Origin of the sequence: Burkholderia sp. LAS2 (assembly GCF_018417615.1) — a bacterium.
In the GTDB taxonomy this organism is placed as follows: domain Bacteria; phylum Pseudomonadota; class Gammaproteobacteria; order Burkholderiales; family Burkholderiaceae; genus Burkholderia; species Burkholderia sola.
On the sequence record NZ_CP071053.1, the window covers coordinates 1688036 to 1706528 of the forward strand.

Genomic DNA, 18493 nt, shown 5'->3' on the forward strand with positions numbered 1-18493 from the left:
CGTGTCGAACTGACCGCGCCTTCCTATTTACCTTCCGATTCCATTCAGACAACGCTATGAAACTGCTGAGATTTGGCGACAAACACCATGAAAAGCCGGGCCTGCTCGATGCGCACGGCCAGATTCGCGACCTGTCCGGCGTGATCGACGATATCGCCGGCGACGCGCTGACCCCTGCATCGCTCGCGCGGCTGCGCGACATTCCGCCGTCGTCGCTGCCGCTCGTCGAAGGCATGCCGCGGCTCGGCGCGTGCGTCGGCCGCGTCGGCAAGTTCATCTGCATCGGGCTCAATTATTCGGATCACGCAGCCGAATCCGGGATGGAGGTGCCGAAGGAGCCCGTCGTGTTCGGCAAGTGGACGAGCGCGATCTCGGGCCCGAACGACGACGTCGAAATTCCGCGCGGCTCGGAAAAGACCGACTGGGAAGTCGAACTCGGCGTGGTGATCGGCCAGGGCGGCCGCTATATCGACGAAGCCGATGCGCTGTCGCACGTCGCCGGCTACTGCGTGGTGAACGACGTGTCGGAGCGCGAATACCAGCTCGAACGCGGCGGTACGTGGGACAAGGGCAAGGGCAACGACACGTTCGGCCCGATCGGCCCGTGGCTCGTGACGGCCGACGAAGTGCCCGATCCGCACGCGCTGCGACTGTGGCTGGAAGTGGACGGCCACCGCTACCAGAACGGCACGACCGCGACGATGGTGTTCCGCGTGCCCCACCTGATCAGCTACCTGAGCCGCTTCATGAGCCTGCAGCCGGGCGACGTGATCTCGACCGGCACGCCGCCGGGCGTCGGCCTCGGGCAGAAACCGCCCGTCTACCTGCGCGCCGGACAGGTGATCACGCTCGGCATCGACGGGCTCGGCGAGCAGCGCCAGCGCACCGTGCAGGCCTGATTCCCTTCAACGGACGGTTCGTCATGCCTATCATTCGATCGATGCGCGTCCTCGACGTGCGCTTTCCGACCTCGCGCCAGCTCGACGGTTCCGACGCGATGAATCCGGACCCCGATTATTCGGCGGCCTACGTCATCCTCGAAACCGATCGCGACGGGCTCGCAGGTCACGGGCTCACGTTCACCATCGGGCGCGGCAACGAAATCTGCTGCGCGGCGATCGACGCGATGCGCCACCTCGTCGTCGGCCTCGACCTCGACTGGATTCGCGAGGACATGGGCCGTTTCTGGCGGCACGTCACGTCGGACAGCCAGTTGCGCTGGATCGGCCCCGACAAGGGCGCGATCCACCTGGCGACGGGCGCCGTCGTCAACGCGGTGTGGGATTTGTGGGCGAAGGCCGTCGGCAAGCCACTGTGGCGGCTCGTTGCCGACATGAGCCCGGAGGAGCTGGTGCGGGCGATCGACTTCCGCTACCTGACCGACTGCCTGAGCCCGGACGAAGCGCTCGACCTGCTGCGCCGGCAGGCGCCCGGCAAGGCCGCGCGGATCGCCGCGCTGGAGCGTGACGGCTATCCGTGCTACACGACGTCGGCCGGCTGGCTCGGCTACAGCGACGACAAGCTGCGCCGGCTGTGCCGCGAGGCGGTGGAAGCAGGTTTCGAGTACGTGAAGCTGAAAGTCGGCGCGAACCTCGCCGACGACATCCGCCGCGTGACGATCGCGCGCGAGGTGATCGGCCCCGACCGCAAGCTGATGATCGACGCGAACCAGGTGTGGGAAGTCGACGAGGCGATCGACTGGGTGCGCGCGCTCGCGTTCGCGCGGCCGTGGTTCATCGAGGAGCCGACGAGCCCCGACGACGTCGAAGGGCATCGCAAGATCCGCGAGGCGATCGCGCCGGTGCAGGTCGCGACCGGCGAGATGTGCCAGAACCGCGTGCTGTTCAAGCAGTTCATCGCGCGCGGCGCGATCGACGTCGTGCAGATCGACGCGTGCCGGCTCGGCGGCGTGAACGAGATTCTCGCGGTGATGCTGATGGCCGCGAAGTACGGGCTGCCGGTGTGCCCGCATGCGGGCGGCGTCGGGCTGTGCGAATACGTGCAGCACCTGTCGATGATCGACTACGTGTGCATTTCCGGCACGAAGGAAGGGCGCGTGACCGAATACGTCGATCACCTGCACGAGCATTTCGTCGAACCGTGCGTGGTGCGCGGCGCGGCGTACATGCCGCCGACGGCGCCCGGTTTCTCGATCGAGATGAAGCCCGAATCGCTGGAGCAGTACCGGTTCCGCGGCTGACGCACGGCAACGCACGACGGCGCGCCATTTGCGTGGTGCGCGTGGTGCGCACCGTGCGCGGCGACAACATGAACGACGGAGACGCGAAGTGGATTTGAACCTGCAAGACAAGGTCGTGATCGTGACCGGCGGCGCGTCGGGCATCGGCGCCGCGATCTCGATGCGGCTGGCCGGCGAAGGCGCGATTCCCGTGGTGTTCGCGCGCCACGCGCCCGACGATGCGTTCTGGCGTGCACTTGCACAGAAACAGCCGCGCGCCGCGTGCGTCACTGTCGAACTGCAGGACGACGCGCAGTGCCGCGACGCGGTCGCGCAGACCGTCGCGCGCTTCGGCCGCATCGACGGCCTCGTCAACAACGCGGGCATCAACGACAGCATCGGGCTCGACGCGGGGCGCGACGCGTTCGTTGCGTCGCTCGAACGCAACCTGATCCATTACTACGTGATGGCGCATTACTGCGTGCCGCACCTGAAGGCGACGCGCGGCGCGATCGTCAACATCTCGTCGAAGACGGCCGTGACCGGGCAGGGCAACACGAGCGGCTATTGCGCGTCGAAGGGTGCGCAGCTCGCGCTGACGCGCGAATGGGCGGTCGCGTTGCGTAACGACGGCGTGCGCGTGAACGCGGTGATTCCCGCGGAGGTGATGACGCCGCTCTACCAGAACTGGATCGCCGGCTTCGACGATCCGCAAGCGAAAGTCGCGGCAATCGCCGGCAAGGTGCCGCTCGGCCAGCGTTTCACCACGGCCGGCGAGATCGCCGATACGACCGTGTTCCTGCTGTCGGATCGCGCATCGCACACGACGGGCCAGTGGCTGTTCGTCGACGGCGGATATACGCATCTCGATCGTGCGATCAGCTGAGGGCCGCGTTCCATGCAACCCGACCTGAACCCGAACACCGCGCCGCCGTTGATCGCGCTGACCGGCATCGGCAAGCGCTTTCCGGGCGTGCAGGCGCTCGACGATTGCCGTTTCGACCTGCGTGCGGGCGAAGTGCATGCGCTGATGGGCGAGAACGGCGCCGGCAAGTCGACGCTGATGAAGATTCTCGCGGGCGTCTACCCGCGCGACGCGGGCGAGATCCGGATGGACGGCCGCCCGGTGGAGATCGTCGACCCGCGTGCCGCGCAGGCGCTCGGCATCGGCATCATCCATCAGGAGCTGAACCTGATGAACCACCTGAGCGTCGCGCAGAACATCTTCATCGGTCGCGAGCCGCGCGGCCGCTTCGGCGTGTTCGTCGACGAAGACCGGCTGAATCGGGACGCTGCCGCGATCTTCCAGCGGATGCGGCTCGATCTCGACCCGCGCACGCTCGTGGGCCGGCTGACGGTCGCGAAGCAGCAGATGGTCGAGATCGCGAAGGCGCTGTCGTTCGACTCGCGCGTGCTGATCATGGACGAGCCGACCGCCGCGCTGAACAACGCGGAGATCGCCGAGCTGTTCCGCATCATCGGCGACCTGCGCGCGCACGGCGTCGGCATCGTCTACATCTCGCACAAGATGGACGAGCTGCGCCAGATCGCCGATCGCGTGACCGTGATGCGCGACGGCAAGTACGTCGCGACCGTGCCGATGGCGGGCACGTCGATGGACACGATCATCGCGATGATGGTCGGCCGCCAGCTCGATGCGGACACCCGCACGCCGCCCGATACGTCCGCGAACGAGATTGCGCTCGAAGTGCGCGGGCTGTCGCGCGGCCGCGCGATCCGCGACGTCGGCTTCACGCTGCGGCGCGGCGAGATCCTCGGCTTCGCCGGGCTGATGGGCGCGGGCCGCACCGAGGTCGCGCGCGCGGTGTTCGGCGCGGATCCGGTCGATGCGGGCGAGATCCGCGTGCACGGCCGGGCCGTGACGATCCGCACGCCGGCCGACGCAGTGAAATACGGGATCGGCTACCTGTCCGAGGATCGCAAGCACTTCGGGCTCGCGGTCGGGATGGACGTGCAGAACAACATCGCGCTGTCGAGCATGCGCCGCTTCGTGCGCCGCGGCCTGTTCCTCGACGCGCGCGCGATGCGCGACGCCGCGCAGTCGTACGTGCGCCAGCTCGCGATCCGCACGCCGTCGGTCGCGCAGCCCGCGCGGCTCTTGTCGGGCGGCAACCAGCAGAAGATCGTGATCGCGAAGTGGCTGCTGCGCGACTGCGACATCCTGTTCTTCGACGAGCCGACGCGCGGCATCGACATCGGCGCGAAAAGCGAGATCTACAAGCTGCTCGATGCGCTCGCCGCCGACGGCAAGGCGATCGTGATGATCTCGTCGGAATTGCCCGAGGTGCTGCGCATGAGCCACCGGATTCTCGTGATGTGCGAAGGCCGCGTGACCGGCGAGTTGCGCGCGGCCGACGCCACGCAGGAAAAGATCATGCAGCTCGCGACGCAGCGCGAGTCGACCGTGTTGTCCTGATTGTCCCGATTCAGACGCCTAACGATCATGTCCAACGATACGCATCCCGTTCCGCCCCTTGCCACCGGCGACACGCCGGCGGCCGCATCGAGCCTGAAAGCGCGCTTTTTCAACCCGGCCGCGCGGCAGAAGCTGCTCGCGTTCGCGAGCCTCGTGCTGCTGATCGCGTTCTTCAGCTTCGCGTCGTCGAACTTCCTCGACGTCGACAACCTCGTGTCGATCCTGCAGGCGACTGCCGTGAACGGCGTGCTGGCCGTCGCCTGCACGTACGTGATCATCACGTCCGGCATCGATCTGTCGGTCGGCACGCTGATGACGTTCTGCGCGGTGATGGCCGGCGTCGTGCTGACGAAATGGGGGATGCCGCTGCCGCTCGGCATCCTGGCCGCGTTGTGCTTCGGTGCGCTGTCCGGCTGCGTGTCGGGCTTCGTGATCGCGAAGATGAAGGTGCCGCCGTTCATCGCGACGCTCGGCATGATGATGCTGCTCAAGGGGCTGTCGCTCGTGATCTCGGGCACGCGGCCGATCTACTTCAACGACACGCCGGGCTTCACGTCGATCGCGCAGGATTCGCTGATCGGCAACCTGATTCCCGCGCTGCCGATTCCGAACGCGGTGCTGATCCTGTTCCTCGTGGCGATCGGCGCGTCGATCGTGCTGAACCGGACGATCTTCGGCCGCTACACGTTCGCGCTCGGCAGCAACGAGGAGGCGCTCAGGCTATCCGGCGTGAACGTCGATGCGTGGAAGATCGCGGTCTACACGTTCAGCGGCGCGGTGTGCGGGATCGCCGGGCTGCTGATCGCGTCGCGGCTGAACTCCGCGCAGCCGGCGCTCGGGCAGGGCTACGAGCTCGATGCGATCGCGGCCGTCGTGATCGGCGGCACGTCGCTGTCGGGCGGCGCGGGCAGCATCGTCGGCACCATCATCGGCGCGTTCATCATGAGCGTGCTGACCAACGGCCTGCGCATCATGTCGGTCGCGCAGGAATGGCAGACGGTCGTGACGGGCGTGATCATCATCCTCGCCGTCTACGTGGACATCCTGCGCCGGCGCCGCCGTTGACACACGCAGGCATGCGCTTCACCGCCGGTTTCGGCCGGCATTTCATTCGATACGAAAAAAGGAGACGCGAAGTGATCAGGAGCAAGGTGTTGAACGCGATCGTCGGGCTGACGTTCGCCGTCGGCGTCACGGCCGGCGCGCACGCGCAGGAAACCTACATCCCGCTGATCTCGAAGGGCTTCCAGCATCAGTTCTGGCAGGCCGTGAAATCGGGCGCGACGCAGGCCGCGAAGGACTACAAGGTGAAGGTGACGTTCGAAGGGCCCGAAACCGAGGCGATGGTCGACAAGCAGATCGACATGCTGTCGGCCGCGATCGCGAAGAAGCCGGCCGCGCTCGGCTTCGCGGCGCTCGACAGCAAGGCCGCGCTGCCGCTGCTGAAGAAGGCGCAGGCCGAGAAGATCCCGGTGATCGCGTTCGACTCGGGCGTGGACAGCGACATTCCGGTGACGACGGCCGCGACCAACAACAAGGCGGCCGCCGCGCTCGCCGCCGACAAGCTCGCCGCGCTGATCGGCGACGAAGGGCAGGTGGCCGTGGTCGCGCACGACCAGACGAGCCGCACCGGCATCGACCGCCGCGACGGCTTCCTCGACCGGATGAAGTCGGCGCACCCGAAGGTGCAGGTCGTGACCGTGCAGTACGGCGAAGGCGATCAGCTGAAGTCGACCGAAGTGACGAAGTCGATCCTGCAGGCATATCCGAAGCTCAAGGGGCTGTTCGGCACCAACGAGGGGTCGGCGATCGGCGTGGTCAACGGCGTGCGCGAGATGAAGCGCAAGGTCGTGATCGTCGGCTACGATTCCGGCAAGCAGCAGAAGGACGCGATCCGCAGCGGGCTGATGGCCGGCGCGATCACGCAGAACCCGATCGGCATCGGCTACAAGACGGTTGAGGCGGCCGTGAAGGCGATCAAGGGCGAGAAGCTGCCGAAGGTGATCGATACCGGGTTCTACTGGTACGACAAGACCAATATCGACGATCCGAAGATCGCGGCGGTGTTGTACGACTGAACGTGGCGGACGTGCGGCGGCGGCGATGACCGTCGCCGCCGCGATGATCGAACACGAGGGCATCATGGGCGCAGTGCGTATCGATTCGCATCAGCACTTCTGGCGTTATCGCGCGGCCGACTATCCGTGGATCGGCCCCGGGATGGGCGTGCTCGCGCGCGACTACCTGCCCGACGCACTGTGGCCGCAAATGCATGCGCAGGCGCTCGGCGCGTCGATCGCGGTGCAGGCGCGCGCCGGGCGCGACGAGACGGCGTTCCTGCTCGATCTGGCGCGCGACGACGCACGCATCGCGGCCGTGGTCGGCTGGGAGGATCTCGGTGCGCCGGCGCTGGCCGACCACGTTGCCGAGTGGCGCAGCCCGAAGCTGCGCGGTTTCCGTCATCAGGTGCAGGACGAAGCCGACGTCGGCGCGTTCGTCGCGGATCCCGGCTTCAATCGCGGCGTCGCATGGCTGCAGGCGAACGGCTATGTGTACGACGTGCTCGTGTACGAGCGCCAGTTGCCCGACGTGCGTGCGTTCTGCGCGCGGCACGATGCGCACTGGCTCGTGCTCGATCACGTCGGCAAGCCCGCGCTCGCCGAGTTCGCACGCGACGACACGGCGCTCGCGCGCTGGCGCGCGTCGCTGCGTGAACTCGGCGCGCTGCCGCACGTCGCGTGCAAGCTGTCGGGGCTCGTGACCGAAGCCGACTGGCGGCGCGGCCTGCGCGCGCAGGACATCCGGCATATCGAGCAGTGTCTCGACGCGGCGCTCGACGCGTTCGGCCCGCGGCGGCTGATGTTCGGGTCGGACTGGCCCGTGTGCCTGCTCGCGGCGTCGTATGACGAGGTCGCGTCGCTCGTCGAACGCTGGGCCGAAGCGCGGCTGTCGGCGGCCGAACGCGCCGCGTTGTGGGGCGGCACGGCCGCGCGCTGCTACGCGGTGCCGGGCGATGTGAAGCGCGGCATATAAAATAGGCGCGAACGGTCCATGCGATGCTCGGGCCGTCCGGAACGAAACCGATTACCAGCGTCAACGTATGTCCATCCAGCCGATTCAGAACCGCCGCCTCTACCAGCAGATCGCCGACAAGCTCAGTGCGATGATCGAGTCCGGCGATTTCCCGCCGGGCAGCTATCTGCCGCCCGAGCGCGAACTTGCCGAACGGTTCGGCGTGTCGCGCACGTCGGTGCGCGAGGCGCTGATCGCGCTCGAAGTGAACGGGCTCGTCAGCGTGCGCGTCGGCGACGGCGTGAAGGTGCGCCATCCCGAAACGGCCGCCGCGCCCGAACCCGTGACGGCACCCGACGCGACGGTCGCGCCGTTCTCGATCGTCGAGATCGATCCGGAGCTCGGCATCGCGCTCGACCTCGACACCGAAATCCCGCCGTTCGCGCTGCTGCAGGCGAGGCGGCTGATCGAGCCGGAGGCCGCGTCGCTGGCCGCGAAGCATGGCTCGGATGCGCAGATCGAAGGGATTCACGAAGCATTTCTGCGCAATCAGGACGATAACCGCAGCGGCTCGCTCACGCACCCGGGCGACCGGCTGTTCCATATCCGCATCGCGGAGGCGAGCGACAACGCCGCGTATGCGCTGATGATCAAGCAGCTGCTTGCGCACAAGTACGACCTGATGTTCCAGCGGCTGCAGTCGCTGTACATGCCGAACGACATGCCGCACCGGTCGGAGCGCGAGCATCGCGCGATCCTCGATGCGATCCGCGCGCGCGACCCGGACGCCGCGCGCCGTGCGATGGCCGAGCATCTCGACGAAGTGATCCGCATTTTCGGCCGCGCGCTCGATTGAGCGTGTGAATCGATTTCCTGTATGGTCGGCAGCGGTGTCCGCGATGCGCACCCACCCCGGTGCCGACGCGGCCTCGTACGGGGTGATGACCCGGCCGTCGCCATAGAACGAACGCCGCGATGCGTGCCGGCCCACCGGCATGCCGCTCGTGCGCGGAATGGAGTGTGACGAATGCGCGTGAACGATTGCCACAATTTCCACGATTTCCGCGAGCTGGCGCGACGGCGATTACCGGGACCGATCTTCAATTACATCGACGGTGCGGCCGACGATGAAACCACGTATCGGCGCAACACGAGCGCGTTCGAAAGCTGCGATCTGGTGCCGAACGTGTTGCGTGGCGTGCGCGATGTCGATCTGTCGGTGACGGTCATGGGGCAAAGGCTCGGCATGCCGGTTTACTGTTCGCCGACCGCGCTGCAACGCCTGTTTCATCACGACGGCGAGCGCGCCGTCGCCGCCGCGGCCGCGAAATTCGACACGATGTTCGGCGTGTCGTCGCTCGGCACCGTGAGCCTCGAAGAGGCCCGTGCGATCAGCGCGGGCCCGCAGGTGTACCAGTTCTATTTCCACAAGGACCGCGGTCTCAACCGCGAGATGATGAACCGCTCGCGGGAAGCCGGCGTGAACGTGATGATGCTGACGGTGGACAGCATCACCGGCGGCAATCGCGAGCGCGACAAGCGCACCGGTTTCTCGATTCCGTTCCGGCTGACGCTCGCGGGGATGACCGAGTTCGCGTTGAAGCCGGCCTGGGCGATCAACTACCTGACTCACGAGCGATTCCGTTTGCCGCAACTCGACCGGCATGTCGACATGGGCGGCGGCGCGATGTCGATCAGCCGCTACTTCACGGACATGCTGGATCCGTCGATGACATGGGACGACGTCGCCGCGATGGTGCGGGAGTGGAACGGGCAGTTTTGCCTGAAAGGCGTGATGTCGGTCGACGACGCGCGCCGGGCGGTGGACATCGGTTGCACCGGCATCGTGTTGTCGAATCACGGCGGACGGCAACTGGACGGTTCGCGCGCCGCGTTCGACCAGCTTGCCGAGGTGGTCGACGCGGTGGGCGACCGGATCGACGTGATGATGGACGGCGGCGTGCAACGGGGTTCGCACGTGCTCAAGGCGCTGGCGCTCGGTGCGAAGGCGGTCGGCCTGGGGCGTTATTACCTGTTTCCGCTCGCCGCCGCCGGGCAGCCCGGCGTCGAACGTGCGCTGCAACTGATGCGCACGGAGATCGAACGGGACATGCGGCTAATGGGCTGCGCGTCCGTTGCGCAGCTCGGGCGGAATCAGCTGCGCTTTCGCTGACGACGGGTTTCGGCGCCAGCCGAGCCTTCGTGCCGGCGCCGGTATCGCGCGCTCAGAAGCGATCCGCGCGATACGGCGCCGGATCGGTGAACGGCGCTTCGCCGGTCATCATCTCGGCCAGCAGGCGGCCGGTGACGGGGCCGAGCGTCAGCCCGTGATGGTTGTGTCCGAACGCGAACCACAGCCCGCGATGCGCGGGCGCGGGGCCGATCACCGGGCGCATGTCGGGCGTGCACGGGCGGAAGCCGAGCCACGGATGCGGGTCGAGCCGCTCGCCGAACCCGAACACCGGCCGCGCGACGCGTTCCGCGCGTTCGAGCTGCACACCCGTTGGCGGAAGGCCGCGGCGCGCGATCTCGACGCCGGTCGTCAGCCGCAGCCCGCGCCGCATCGGCGCGATCACGTAGCCGTATTCGCGATCGACGATCGGCGCCGACGGCACGCCGCGCGCGGACGGCGCGTAGTGCATGTGATAGCCGCGTTTCTCGCGCAGCGGGATCTTGTAGCCGAACTTGCCGAACACCGTGTCGGACCACGGGCCGAGCGCGACCACGACGGCCGGCGCGGCCGCCGGGCCGTCGTCGGTCCGGACCTGCCAGCCGGGCGACAGCGCGTCGAGGCTCGCGGCGTCGCCGGTCAGCAGCGTGCCGCCGCCCCGCACGAACAGGTGCGCATACGCTTTGACGAGCGCGGCCGGATCGACGACGCTTTTGGGGTCGAGCCAGTGTAGCGCGCCGCAGAAGCCCGGGGCGAGGCTCGGTTCGTGCGCGCGCAGCGCGGCCGCGTCGAGCGGCGTGATGCCGAGCCCGTGGCGGCGCGCGGTGAGGCTGGCGTCGGCCACGCCCCGTTCGAAGGCGGCCGGCGTGCGGAACGCTTCGAGCCAGCCGCTCGCGCGGATCAGTTCGCCGGCGCCGGCCCGCGCGATCAGCGCATCGTGTTCGACGATGCAGCGTTCGATCAGCGGCAGCATGTCGCGCGACGCCGCCGCGTGACGCAGCGGCGCCGATTCCCACCAGAACCGTGCGAGCCACGGCGCGAACGCGGGCAGCGACGCGCTGTGCCAGTAGAGGTCGGTCGAGCGGTTCAGCGCATAGCGCATCAGTGTGAACGGGCTGCGCGGGAACGGGTACGGTTCGACCGACGAGCGCTCGATCAGCCCGGCATTGCCGAAGCTCGTGCCTTCGCCGGGCGCGCCGCGATCGACGAGGGCAACCTTGCGGCCGCGATCCTGCAGGTGCAGCGCGGCGGAAACGCCGACGATGCCGGCGCCGAGAACGATGACGTCGAAATCCATCGATGGTGAGTGACGGTTGGCGGGGCGCGTGGCCGCGGTACGGTGTGCGCGCCCGGGTTGGGAATCGTTCGAACCGCAAGCATACTCGCGCCGGCGTGGGGGGCCAAGAGGGGGCACGCGGTCGATACGTGGCGGCTGGCCCGTGCGCGACGATCAATCCGCCGATCAATTCGCCGACGCCGAGATCGAATCGACATCGGTCGACGCGGCCGTCCGTCTCATCGGGCAGCCACACGGAATCCGCCTGCTTTCCGATGCTTTCGCGGGTGTTTCCCACTGCTTGGTCATCCGAATTTTTACCTAAGATGGAAGGAATCGTGCGCGTGATACGGTGCCTGCACGCGCATGGCAGGCAGGAGGCAGGGCCGGGAACGACTGCGGCAGATGTTTCCATCATGGATGCAAGTGTGTGCGCGGCGGCTGCGAGTCTCGCAGTCGCATCGACGCCAGCGTGCGCGGCGGCCATCGCCGCGCGAAAGGCGTCCGGCCGGCGGGGCCGAGTCGCCACGGTCCGCCAGGCGTTTGCCGCAATCGTTTGCGTTCTGAGCGCCGTACCGGTCGTCGCCGGCGCGCCTGCCGTGATGGACGAGCATCCGATCGATGCGGTGCAAGTTGCCGCCACCACCACGCCGGCCAGCCCAACGGGTCCCGCCTTTTCGTCACACGACTCCGCCGTGCGTCAGGTGGTGCTCGGCATCATCAGCTTCACGCGCTGGCCGACGACGCCCGTCCGTCTGCATCTGTGCGTGACCGGCAGGCCCGACTACGCGGGCGGCCTGACCGACACGCTGCAGGCCGGCTCGACCGTGCTCGACGTGCAGCGCGTCCGCTTCGACGACCCCGCGCTCGGCGTCGCGTGCGACGTCGTCTATCTCGGCGCCCTCGGCAACGACGAGCGCGCACGGGTCAGGGCCGTGTTGTCCGGCCGCCCGGTGCTGACCATTGCCGAACACGATATGTCCTGCACCGCGGGCGCGATGTTCTGCGTCACGGTCGAAGGTGAACGCGTCACCTTCGACATCAATCTCGATGCCGTCGCGCGCAGCGGCGTGCGCGTGCATCCGAACGTCCTCAACCTTGCACGACGGCCGGTGGCGCCATGACACGATCCGCGCCCCCCGTTCCCGCTTCGCGCCCGCCGCGCCCGACGCTGCAAAGCGTGCTGCGCCGCGCGCATCTGCGCCTCGCGTTCGTCGCCGTGACGATGGCCGCCGTGTCGTTGATCGTCGTCGCCGTGATCGCGTTGCGCGCGTATGCCGGCAACAACCTGAATCTGCTGGCGCGCTCGCTCGGTTATACGGTCGAGGCGGCGCTCGTGTTCGGCGATCGCGTCGCGGCGAACGAGGCGATTGGGATGATCGCCGGCGACGAGGACGTCGCGCAGGTGGTCGTCACCGACAGCAAGGGACAACTGTTCGCGACGTGGCAGTTGCCGGCCGGAAACGGGGTCGCCCGGCTCGAGCGCGCCGTCGCCGACGTGGCGCTGCCCGGGCCGGTCACCGCGCCGGTGATGCATGACGGCATCATCGTCGGCCACGTCGTCGTGCGCGGGCGCGGGCATCAGTTCTTCGGCTTCCTGCTCGGCGGCGTCGGCGGCATTCTCGGCTGCCTCGCCGTCAGCGTGTTCGGCGCGTATGTGAGCTCGAAGCGCCTGCTGCGCAACATCGTTTCGCCGCTGCGCGCGCTGGCGGGCGTCGCGCACGCGGTGCGGCGCGAGCGGGCGTTCGCGCGGCGCGTCGAGCCGACGGCGATCGCCGAACTGAATCAGCTCGGCGACGACTTCAACGCGTTGCTCGACGAATTCGAAGACTGGCAGAACACGCTGCGCGACGAGAACGCGTCGCTCGAGCACAAGGCGACGCACGATGCGCTCACCGGGTTGCCCAACCGCATGCAGTTCGAATCGCGCCTGGCGCTTGCGCTGTGCGATGCCACGTTGACGGGTCATCGGGTCGCGGTGCTCTATCTCGACTGCGACCGCTTCAAGGAGATCAACGATTGTCTCGGTCACGACGCCGGGGACGCGGTGCTGATCGGCATCGCATCGCGGTTGCGCACGCGGGTGCGCGAGACCGATCTCGTCGCGCGCTTGGGCGGCGACGAATTTGCGGTGATGCTGGCGGCGGTGCCCGAAGCGGGCAGCGTGTGCCGGATCGCCGACGAGATTTTGTCCGGCATGGCGCCGTCGATCGAGCTGTCCGACGGCCGCGTGGTGGCCACCATGATGAGTGCCGGCGTTGCGCTGTATCCCGATCACGCGTCGGACGCGAGCGGCCTGCTGCGCGCGGCGGATATCGCGATGTACCGCGCCAAGCGCGCGCGGCCGGGATCGTGGCAGTTGGCGGAGAGCGTGGCAGGGCCGGTGTGATGTCGATCGACTCGCGCCGCGGACGAGGCCGCGGCGGCGGTTAAAAGAAGCGCTTGCGGAGCGGGCGCGATGGAAGGGGATGCGAAATGAACCACTCGTTTCCTGTGAGCATGAGGCGGACGTGCGTCGGGAGTGCGCTGCTGCTGGGCATGCTGCTGGGGGGCTGCCAGACGCCGCCGCTTCATCGCGGGCTGACGCAGACGCAGGTCACGGCGCTGAAGTCGGCCGGGTTCCAGGAGACTGGGCAGGGGTTCGAGTTCGGGGCGGCCGGGCCGATCCTGTTCGATTTCGACCGGTACAACCTCAAGCCGGATGTCCGGCGGATCGTCGAGCGGATCGGGCGGACGTTGCAGTCGGCGGGGATCAACGGGGTGCGGGTGTACGGGTATTCGGATAACGAGGGGACGGAGAAGTACGACGTCGAGCTGTCGAGGCGGCGGGCTGAAGTCGTGGCTGTCGAGTTGGTCGACGCGGGACTCGATGCGAAGCGGATCGCGATCGTCGGGAAAGGGAAGCGCGATCCGGTAGGGGATAACAAGACGCCGGGCGGGCGGGCGCAGAATCGGCGAGCGGCGATCGTGGTTTCGCCGCGGTGACGCGATGCATGGCGCGTGGCCGCCGCGTCGACGAGCACGCTGTGCTGTCTGTTTTAACGGTTTGCCACCATTGGCGCGAAAATTTGCGAGCGGCCATTCACACGCGGCGAGCCCTGATATTCGCCGAAGGCAGGATGGCCATCGACCGAATTCGCCGCCGCCAACATGGTGGCCGTTCAATTCATTGGAAATAAAAAGCGACCTATCCGAATAAGATCGTTCCGCTTTCATGAATGCTGCATCGTCGTAGGCGAATGCAGCGACGGACGGAACGAGTATGGCCATCGAACCCAAGGATCTGCTGCCGCACTTCGAACGCGAGATGACGCTGCTGCGCCATTCGATGCAGACGTTTGCTCAGCGCTTTCCCAAAATAGCCGCTCGGCTGGCGATCACCGGCGAGCATTCGGACGATCCGCACGTCGAACGCCTGTTGCAGTCGTTCGCGTTGATGGCGGCGTGTCACGACATTCGTCTCGAAGATGACGTGCCTGCGTTCACGGGCAGTTTTCTCGATACGCTCGACGGCGCTTTTCTGCGCCCGTTTCCATCGTGCGCGATTGCGCAATTCCATGGCGACGGCAGCAGCGAACTGACTGCGCCGCGCGTCGTTCGTCGCGGCGAGCGGCTGATCGCACCGGTCGGCAAGGAAGTATTCCGCATCGCCGACGATGTCGAGATCGTGCCGCTGACGGTATCGTCGGTGCGCTACACGACCTCGTCGATCGCGCCGCGCGACGTCGCGTTGCCCCCGGAAACGACCGGTTTGCTGACCTTCACGTTCGAACTCACGACGCCGAAGGCGACGTTCGCCATCGTGCCGGACACATTGCGCATGCATTTCACCGGTGCGCGGGAAATCGTCGCGGCGCTCGCCGATGCCGTGTTGCTTCTTGCCGGCCGAAGCTTCGTCGAAGCAGGCGATGCAACGCGCTGGAAGCGTCTGCCGGACGCGACGTTCACGGCCGTCGGCTTCGATCCCGCCGATGCGTTGCTGGACGTGCGGCCCGACGATGCGCTCTGGCCGCTCCACTTGCTGATGACGTATTGCGCGGTGCCAGAGCGTTTCGACTTTGTCGACCTGGACATGCGGGCGATCAAGCGAATCGCCAGCGTCAACCGTCGCGTCGCGCTCCACCTCGCGATCGCGGGCGTGCATCCGGATTCGCATCGCGCGCAACGCCTGGCCGCCGCCACCGCCGACCACGTCCGGCTGTTTTGTGCGCCGGTCATCAACCTGTTTCCGGACGACGCCCAGCCGATCGAGACGCGCGCCGGTTGCGCCCATTACGCGGTGAAGGCGCTTGCGCAGGCCGGCGCGTCGCGTACGGCTATCTGGTCGATCGACACCGTTCGCCATGTTTCCGACTCGGGCGCGTCGATGCTGGCGCCGTTCCGGTCGCTGCAACATGGCGCGGGCATGCGTCCCGGATTGTTCTGGATGACGTTGCGCGACGAGGCACGGCGGGCGCCTAAGGAGCCTGTCGATTCCCGGTCCAAGGAGACGGAGGCGACTCCGCCGCCAGTCCCGGCAGACACTGCCGAGTCGCGCCGCGGCGTCGAACTGGAACTGGTCGACCAGGACGGACGACCTGCCGATCCCGGTCATCGCAAGCTGGAGATACGGCTGTCCTGCACGCAGGGCGATCTGTCCGGGATGCGGGGGCGCGAGCTGGCGTTGCCCAGCGGCGACCCGGTGGGAACGATTTCGCTGCTGAACCGGCCGACACGGAGCCAGCCGCCCGCTTTCCGTTACGGGGAGCTGTGGGATCTGCTGTCGCTCCTCGTGCCGCAGGCGATCCGGCTGGACAAGGGCGGCCTGACCCAGCTCAGGCGGCTTTGCGCACGCTGGGCGGAGGACTCCGTCGACGCCGGCCGGCGCTTCGATGCGCTCGTGTCGCTGTCGACGGCGCGCGTGCGGTGCTGGCTGCCCGGCAAGCCGGCGTCGGCGTTCGTGCACGGGCTGGAGGTGCGGCTGGTCGTCGACGAGCAGCGTTTCGCCGCGTTCAGCCTGAGCGGATTCGCGCAGGTGATGGACCGGTTGTTCGCACCATACGTGCCGGTCACGAGCTTCGTGCAGGTCGTGCTGTTTTCGGCCGCTACCGGCGCGCTGCTTCGGCGTGGGACGCCGCGTCCGGGTACCCAGCCGCTGGTTTAGTTTCTCGCTTTTCAGGGCTCGAACGAAAACGTTTGCGGGCGTCTTTCAAGCGCTCGGGTTTTACCCTACATTATCGAAGCCGCGGACCGGCGAGCCGGCCGATGGAACCTGAGATCACACGCAAGGAACAAGAATGAGTTTCGCTCCGAACGGGGGTATTCCCAGTGGATTGGGCGGCAGTGCGCTCGGCTCGTTGAGCGCGCTCGGGGGCCTCGCCGGCCCGGTGGCGTCGAGTGTGGCCGGCAGCCTCGGGCCGCTTGCCGGCCTCGCGGGGCACGTCGACACCGTCCAGCGCGCGCTGCAACTCGCGCAGACCGGCTTCTCGCTAATGGAGAAGACGCCCGGCGCCATCGCCGAAGCGATCAACGGCGCCGCGAACCCCGCGCGCCTGACGCAGCTCAACCGTTACGTCACGCTCGATACGCCGCTCGGCCCGGATGTGCTGCTGGTCAGCGCGGCCGTCGTCGACGAGCACGTGAACCGCTTGCCGGAAATCCATCTCGACCTGCTGTCGCATCGCCACGACCTGAGGCCCGAGGACCTGATCGGCCAGCAGGTCAAGATCCGCTTCGACCAGCAGGCGCGCCTGTCTACGCTCGAACGCGTGGTGGCGTCGGGCACCGGCGACAACGACCGCTATTTCGACGGCTACGTCGCGTCGTTCGACCGCGCCGGCAACCCCGGGAACGTCACGCAATATCACCTGACGGCCGTGCCGTGGTTCTGGTTCCTCACGCGCTCGACCGACTGCCGGATCTTCCAGAACAAGACCGCGCAGGACATCCTCACCGAGATTTTCCAGGAACACGGTTTTTCCGATTTCGTGTTCGACATCCGGACCAGCCAGAAGCCGCTCGAGTACGTCGTGATGTACCAGGAGAGCTACTACAACTTCTGCGCGCGGCTGATGGAGCAGGAGGGGCTCGTGTGGACGCATCGGTACGAGAAGGACAAGCACCTTCTCGTGATCGGCGACACGAACCTGCTGTTCCGCCCGATCGACGGGCTCGCCACCGTGCCGTTCGCCGCGACCGAGGCGAGCGAGGACAGCGGCATCGACCAGTTGCACGAAGGCCGGCGCTTCGGCGTCGGCAAGGTCACGTTCCGCGACTTCAATCACCAGAATCCGTCGTCGCCGCTGATGCTGGTGGAGGTCGGGCCGCAGAATCTCAAGCATGCGCGGCTCGATGCGACCGAGCGGTTCGAGCATCAGTCGCTGTACGACCACGGCGACGACGGCAACCGCTACGCCCGTTTCGCGATGGAGGCCGAGGAGGCGCAAGCCCATCGCTATACCGGCGGCGGCTACGCGTGGCGCATGACCACGGCCGGCGCCGTGGCCGTCGCGAATCATCCCGTCCTCGAAAACAACCAGGAATACGTGATCCTGCACGTGCGGCACGAGGCCGTGAACGACTACACGCAGCACAGCGCGAAGCTGCCGTACCGCAACAGCTTCGCGCTGCTGCCGAAGAAGGTTCCGTACCGTGCGCCGCGCGCGACGCCGAAGCCGGTGATTCACGGCACGCAGTCGGCGATCGTCGTCGGGCCGAAGGGCGAGGAAATCTATACGAACGGCAGCGCGGTGAAAGTGCATTTCCCGTGGGACCGGCGCGGCAAGAAGGACGGCTCCGATTCGATGTGGGTGCGCGTGTCGCAACCGTGGGCGGGCGACGGCTGGGGCGCGGCCGCGATTCCGCGGATCAAGCAGGAAGTGCTGGTGGCGTTCAATCAGGGCGATCCGGATAACCCGGTGATCGTCGGCCGCGTGTTCAACGGCGAGCAGGGCAACCCGTATCACGGCGCGGCCGGGCAGACGATGGGGATCAAGAGTCAGACGCACAAGGGGCAGGGGTCGAACGAAATTCGCATGACCGACACGAACGGCATGCAGGAATTCTTCATGCACGCGCAGAAGGATATGAACACCGTCGTCGAGAACAACGAGACGCACAAGGTGTTCGGGCCGATGCGCACCGTCCTCGTGGCGACGGGCAGCGAAGAAAAGCAGATTCCGCAGGGTAACCTGACCGAGACGATCGCCGAGAAGCGCAGCACCACGGCGACGACCGTCGAGGTCACGACGCCGGCCAAGGATGGCGGCGGCGGTACGCAGGTGTACGTGGCCGAGCGCGGCATCCTGCTGAAGGTGCAAAACAGCTCGATCTCGCTCGCGCCGGAAGGTATTCGGCTGGAGCACAACGGCTCCGTAATCCTGATGACCGACGACGGCGTGACGGTCAACGGCAAGCGCATCGATCTCAACAAATAACTCG

The 18493-nt window shown here is 67.2% G+C and carries 16 protein-coding genes; 15 read left to right on the forward strand and 1 reads right to left on the reverse strand.

The annotated features are described in order from the left end of the window. Positions 1 to 56: 56 nt before the first annotated feature. From JYG37_RS27950 to JYG37_RS27990, 9 genes are all read left to right on the forward strand, one after another. Positions 57 to 899, forward strand: a complete 843-nt coding sequence (locus JYG37_RS27950) for an ureidoglycolate lyase (RefSeq protein WP_050012332.1) — start codon at positions 57 to 59, stop codon at positions 897 to 899. 23 nt (positions 900 to 922) lie between these two features. Further along, positions 923 to 2200, forward strand: coding sequence for an L-fuconate dehydratase (locus JYG37_RS27955; RefSeq protein ID WP_050012333.1), 1278 nt, complete (start codon positions 923 to 925; stop codon positions 2198 to 2200). 88 nt (positions 2201 to 2288) lie between these two features. After that, positions 2289 to 3065: an SDR family oxidoreductase gene (locus JYG37_RS27960; protein ID WP_176016342.1), complete on the forward strand. Its 777-nt coding sequence runs from the start codon at positions 2289 to 2291 to the stop codon at positions 3063 to 3065. Positions 3066 to 3077: 12 nt separating this feature from the next. Continuing rightward, the gene (locus JYG37_RS27965) at positions 3078 to 4616 is read left to right on the forward strand and encodes a sugar ABC transporter ATP-binding protein (protein WP_176016341.1); all 1539 of its coding nucleotides are present in this window, start codon (positions 3078 to 3080) and stop codon (positions 4614 to 4616) included. Between the two features lie 27 nt (positions 4617 to 4643). After that, positions 4644 to 5681, forward strand: a complete 1038-nt coding sequence (locus JYG37_RS27970; protein ID WP_050012336.1) for an ABC transporter permease — start codon at positions 4644 to 4646, stop codon at positions 5679 to 5681. A gap of 71 nt (positions 5682 to 5752) precedes the next feature. After that, positions 5753 to 6694 carry an ABC transporter substrate-binding protein gene (locus JYG37_RS27975; RefSeq protein ID WP_050012448.1) on the forward strand — a complete coding sequence of 314 codons (942 nt, stop codon included), beginning with the start codon at positions 5753 to 5755 and terminating at the stop codon, positions 6692 to 6694. A gap of 64 nt (positions 6695 to 6758) precedes the next feature. Beyond that, the gene (locus JYG37_RS27980) at positions 6759 to 7649 is read left to right on the forward strand and encodes an L-fucono-1,5-lactonase (protein WP_089489787.1); all 891 of its coding nucleotides are present in this window, start codon (positions 6759 to 6761) and stop codon (positions 7647 to 7649) included. A 67-nt stretch (positions 7650 to 7716) separates the two neighbouring features. After that, positions 7717 to 8484, forward strand: coding sequence for a FadR/GntR family transcriptional regulator (locus JYG37_RS27985; protein WP_050012337.1), 768 nt, complete (start codon positions 7717 to 7719; stop codon positions 8482 to 8484). 171 nt (positions 8485 to 8655) lie between these two features. Beyond that, positions 8656 to 9801, forward strand: coding sequence for an alpha-hydroxy acid oxidase (locus tag JYG37_RS27990; RefSeq protein ID WP_050012338.1), 1146 nt, complete (start codon positions 8656 to 8658; stop codon positions 9799 to 9801). Positions 9802 to 9853: 52 nt separating this feature from the next. Here JYG37_RS27990 and JYG37_RS27995 read toward each other — a convergent pair whose 3' ends face one another. Continuing rightward, a complete protein-coding gene (locus JYG37_RS27995; RefSeq protein ID WP_124594778.1) occupies positions 9854 to 11095 on the reverse strand; it encodes an NAD(P)/FAD-dependent oxidoreductase in 1242 nt (413 codons plus the stop codon). 142 nt (positions 11096 to 11237) lie between these two features. On the opposite strand from JYG37_RS27995, the gene JYG37_RS28000 reads away from it, so the two are divergent. The 6 genes from JYG37_RS28000 (at position 11238) to JYG37_RS28025 (ending at position 18489) form a co-directional block, all read left to right on the forward strand. Continuing rightward, the gene (locus JYG37_RS28000) at positions 11238 to 11399 is read left to right on the forward strand and encodes a hypothetical protein (RefSeq protein WP_213346242.1); all 162 of its coding nucleotides are present in this window, start codon (positions 11238 to 11240) and stop codon (positions 11397 to 11399) included. Between the two features lie 91 nt (positions 11400 to 11490). Continuing rightward, positions 11491 to 12198, forward strand: coding sequence for a regulatory sequestration protein YfiR (yfiR, locus tag JYG37_RS28005; protein WP_089489623.1), 708 nt, complete (start codon positions 11491 to 11493; stop codon positions 12196 to 12198). Beyond that, positions 12195 to 13463: a diguanylate cyclase DgcN/YfiN gene (dgcN, locus tag JYG37_RS28010; RefSeq protein ID WP_050012341.1), complete on the forward strand. Its 1269-nt coding sequence runs from the start codon at positions 12195 to 12197 to the stop codon at positions 13461 to 13463. The genes yfiR and dgcN overlap by 4 nt, the downstream gene beginning before the upstream one ends. A gap of 86 nt (positions 13464 to 13549) precedes the next feature. After that, positions 13550 to 14059 (forward strand): outer membrane lipoprotein YfiB, encoded by a 510-nt coding sequence (gene yfiB / locus JYG37_RS28015; RefSeq protein ID WP_050012342.1) that lies wholly within the window; start codon positions 13550 to 13552, stop codon positions 14057 to 14059. Between the two features lie 343 nt (positions 14060 to 14402). Beyond that, positions 14403 to 16217, forward strand: a complete 1815-nt coding sequence (gene tssF, locus JYG37_RS28020) for a type VI secretion system baseplate subunit TssF (RefSeq protein ID WP_249746085.1) — start codon at positions 14403 to 14405, stop codon at positions 16215 to 16217. Between the two features lie 133 nt (positions 16218 to 16350). Continuing rightward, positions 16351 to 18489: a type VI secretion system Vgr family protein gene (locus tag JYG37_RS28025; protein ID WP_050012344.1), complete on the forward strand. Its 2139-nt coding sequence runs from the start codon at positions 16351 to 16353 to the stop codon at positions 18487 to 18489. The last annotated feature ends 4 nt before the right edge of the window (positions 18490 to 18493 follow it).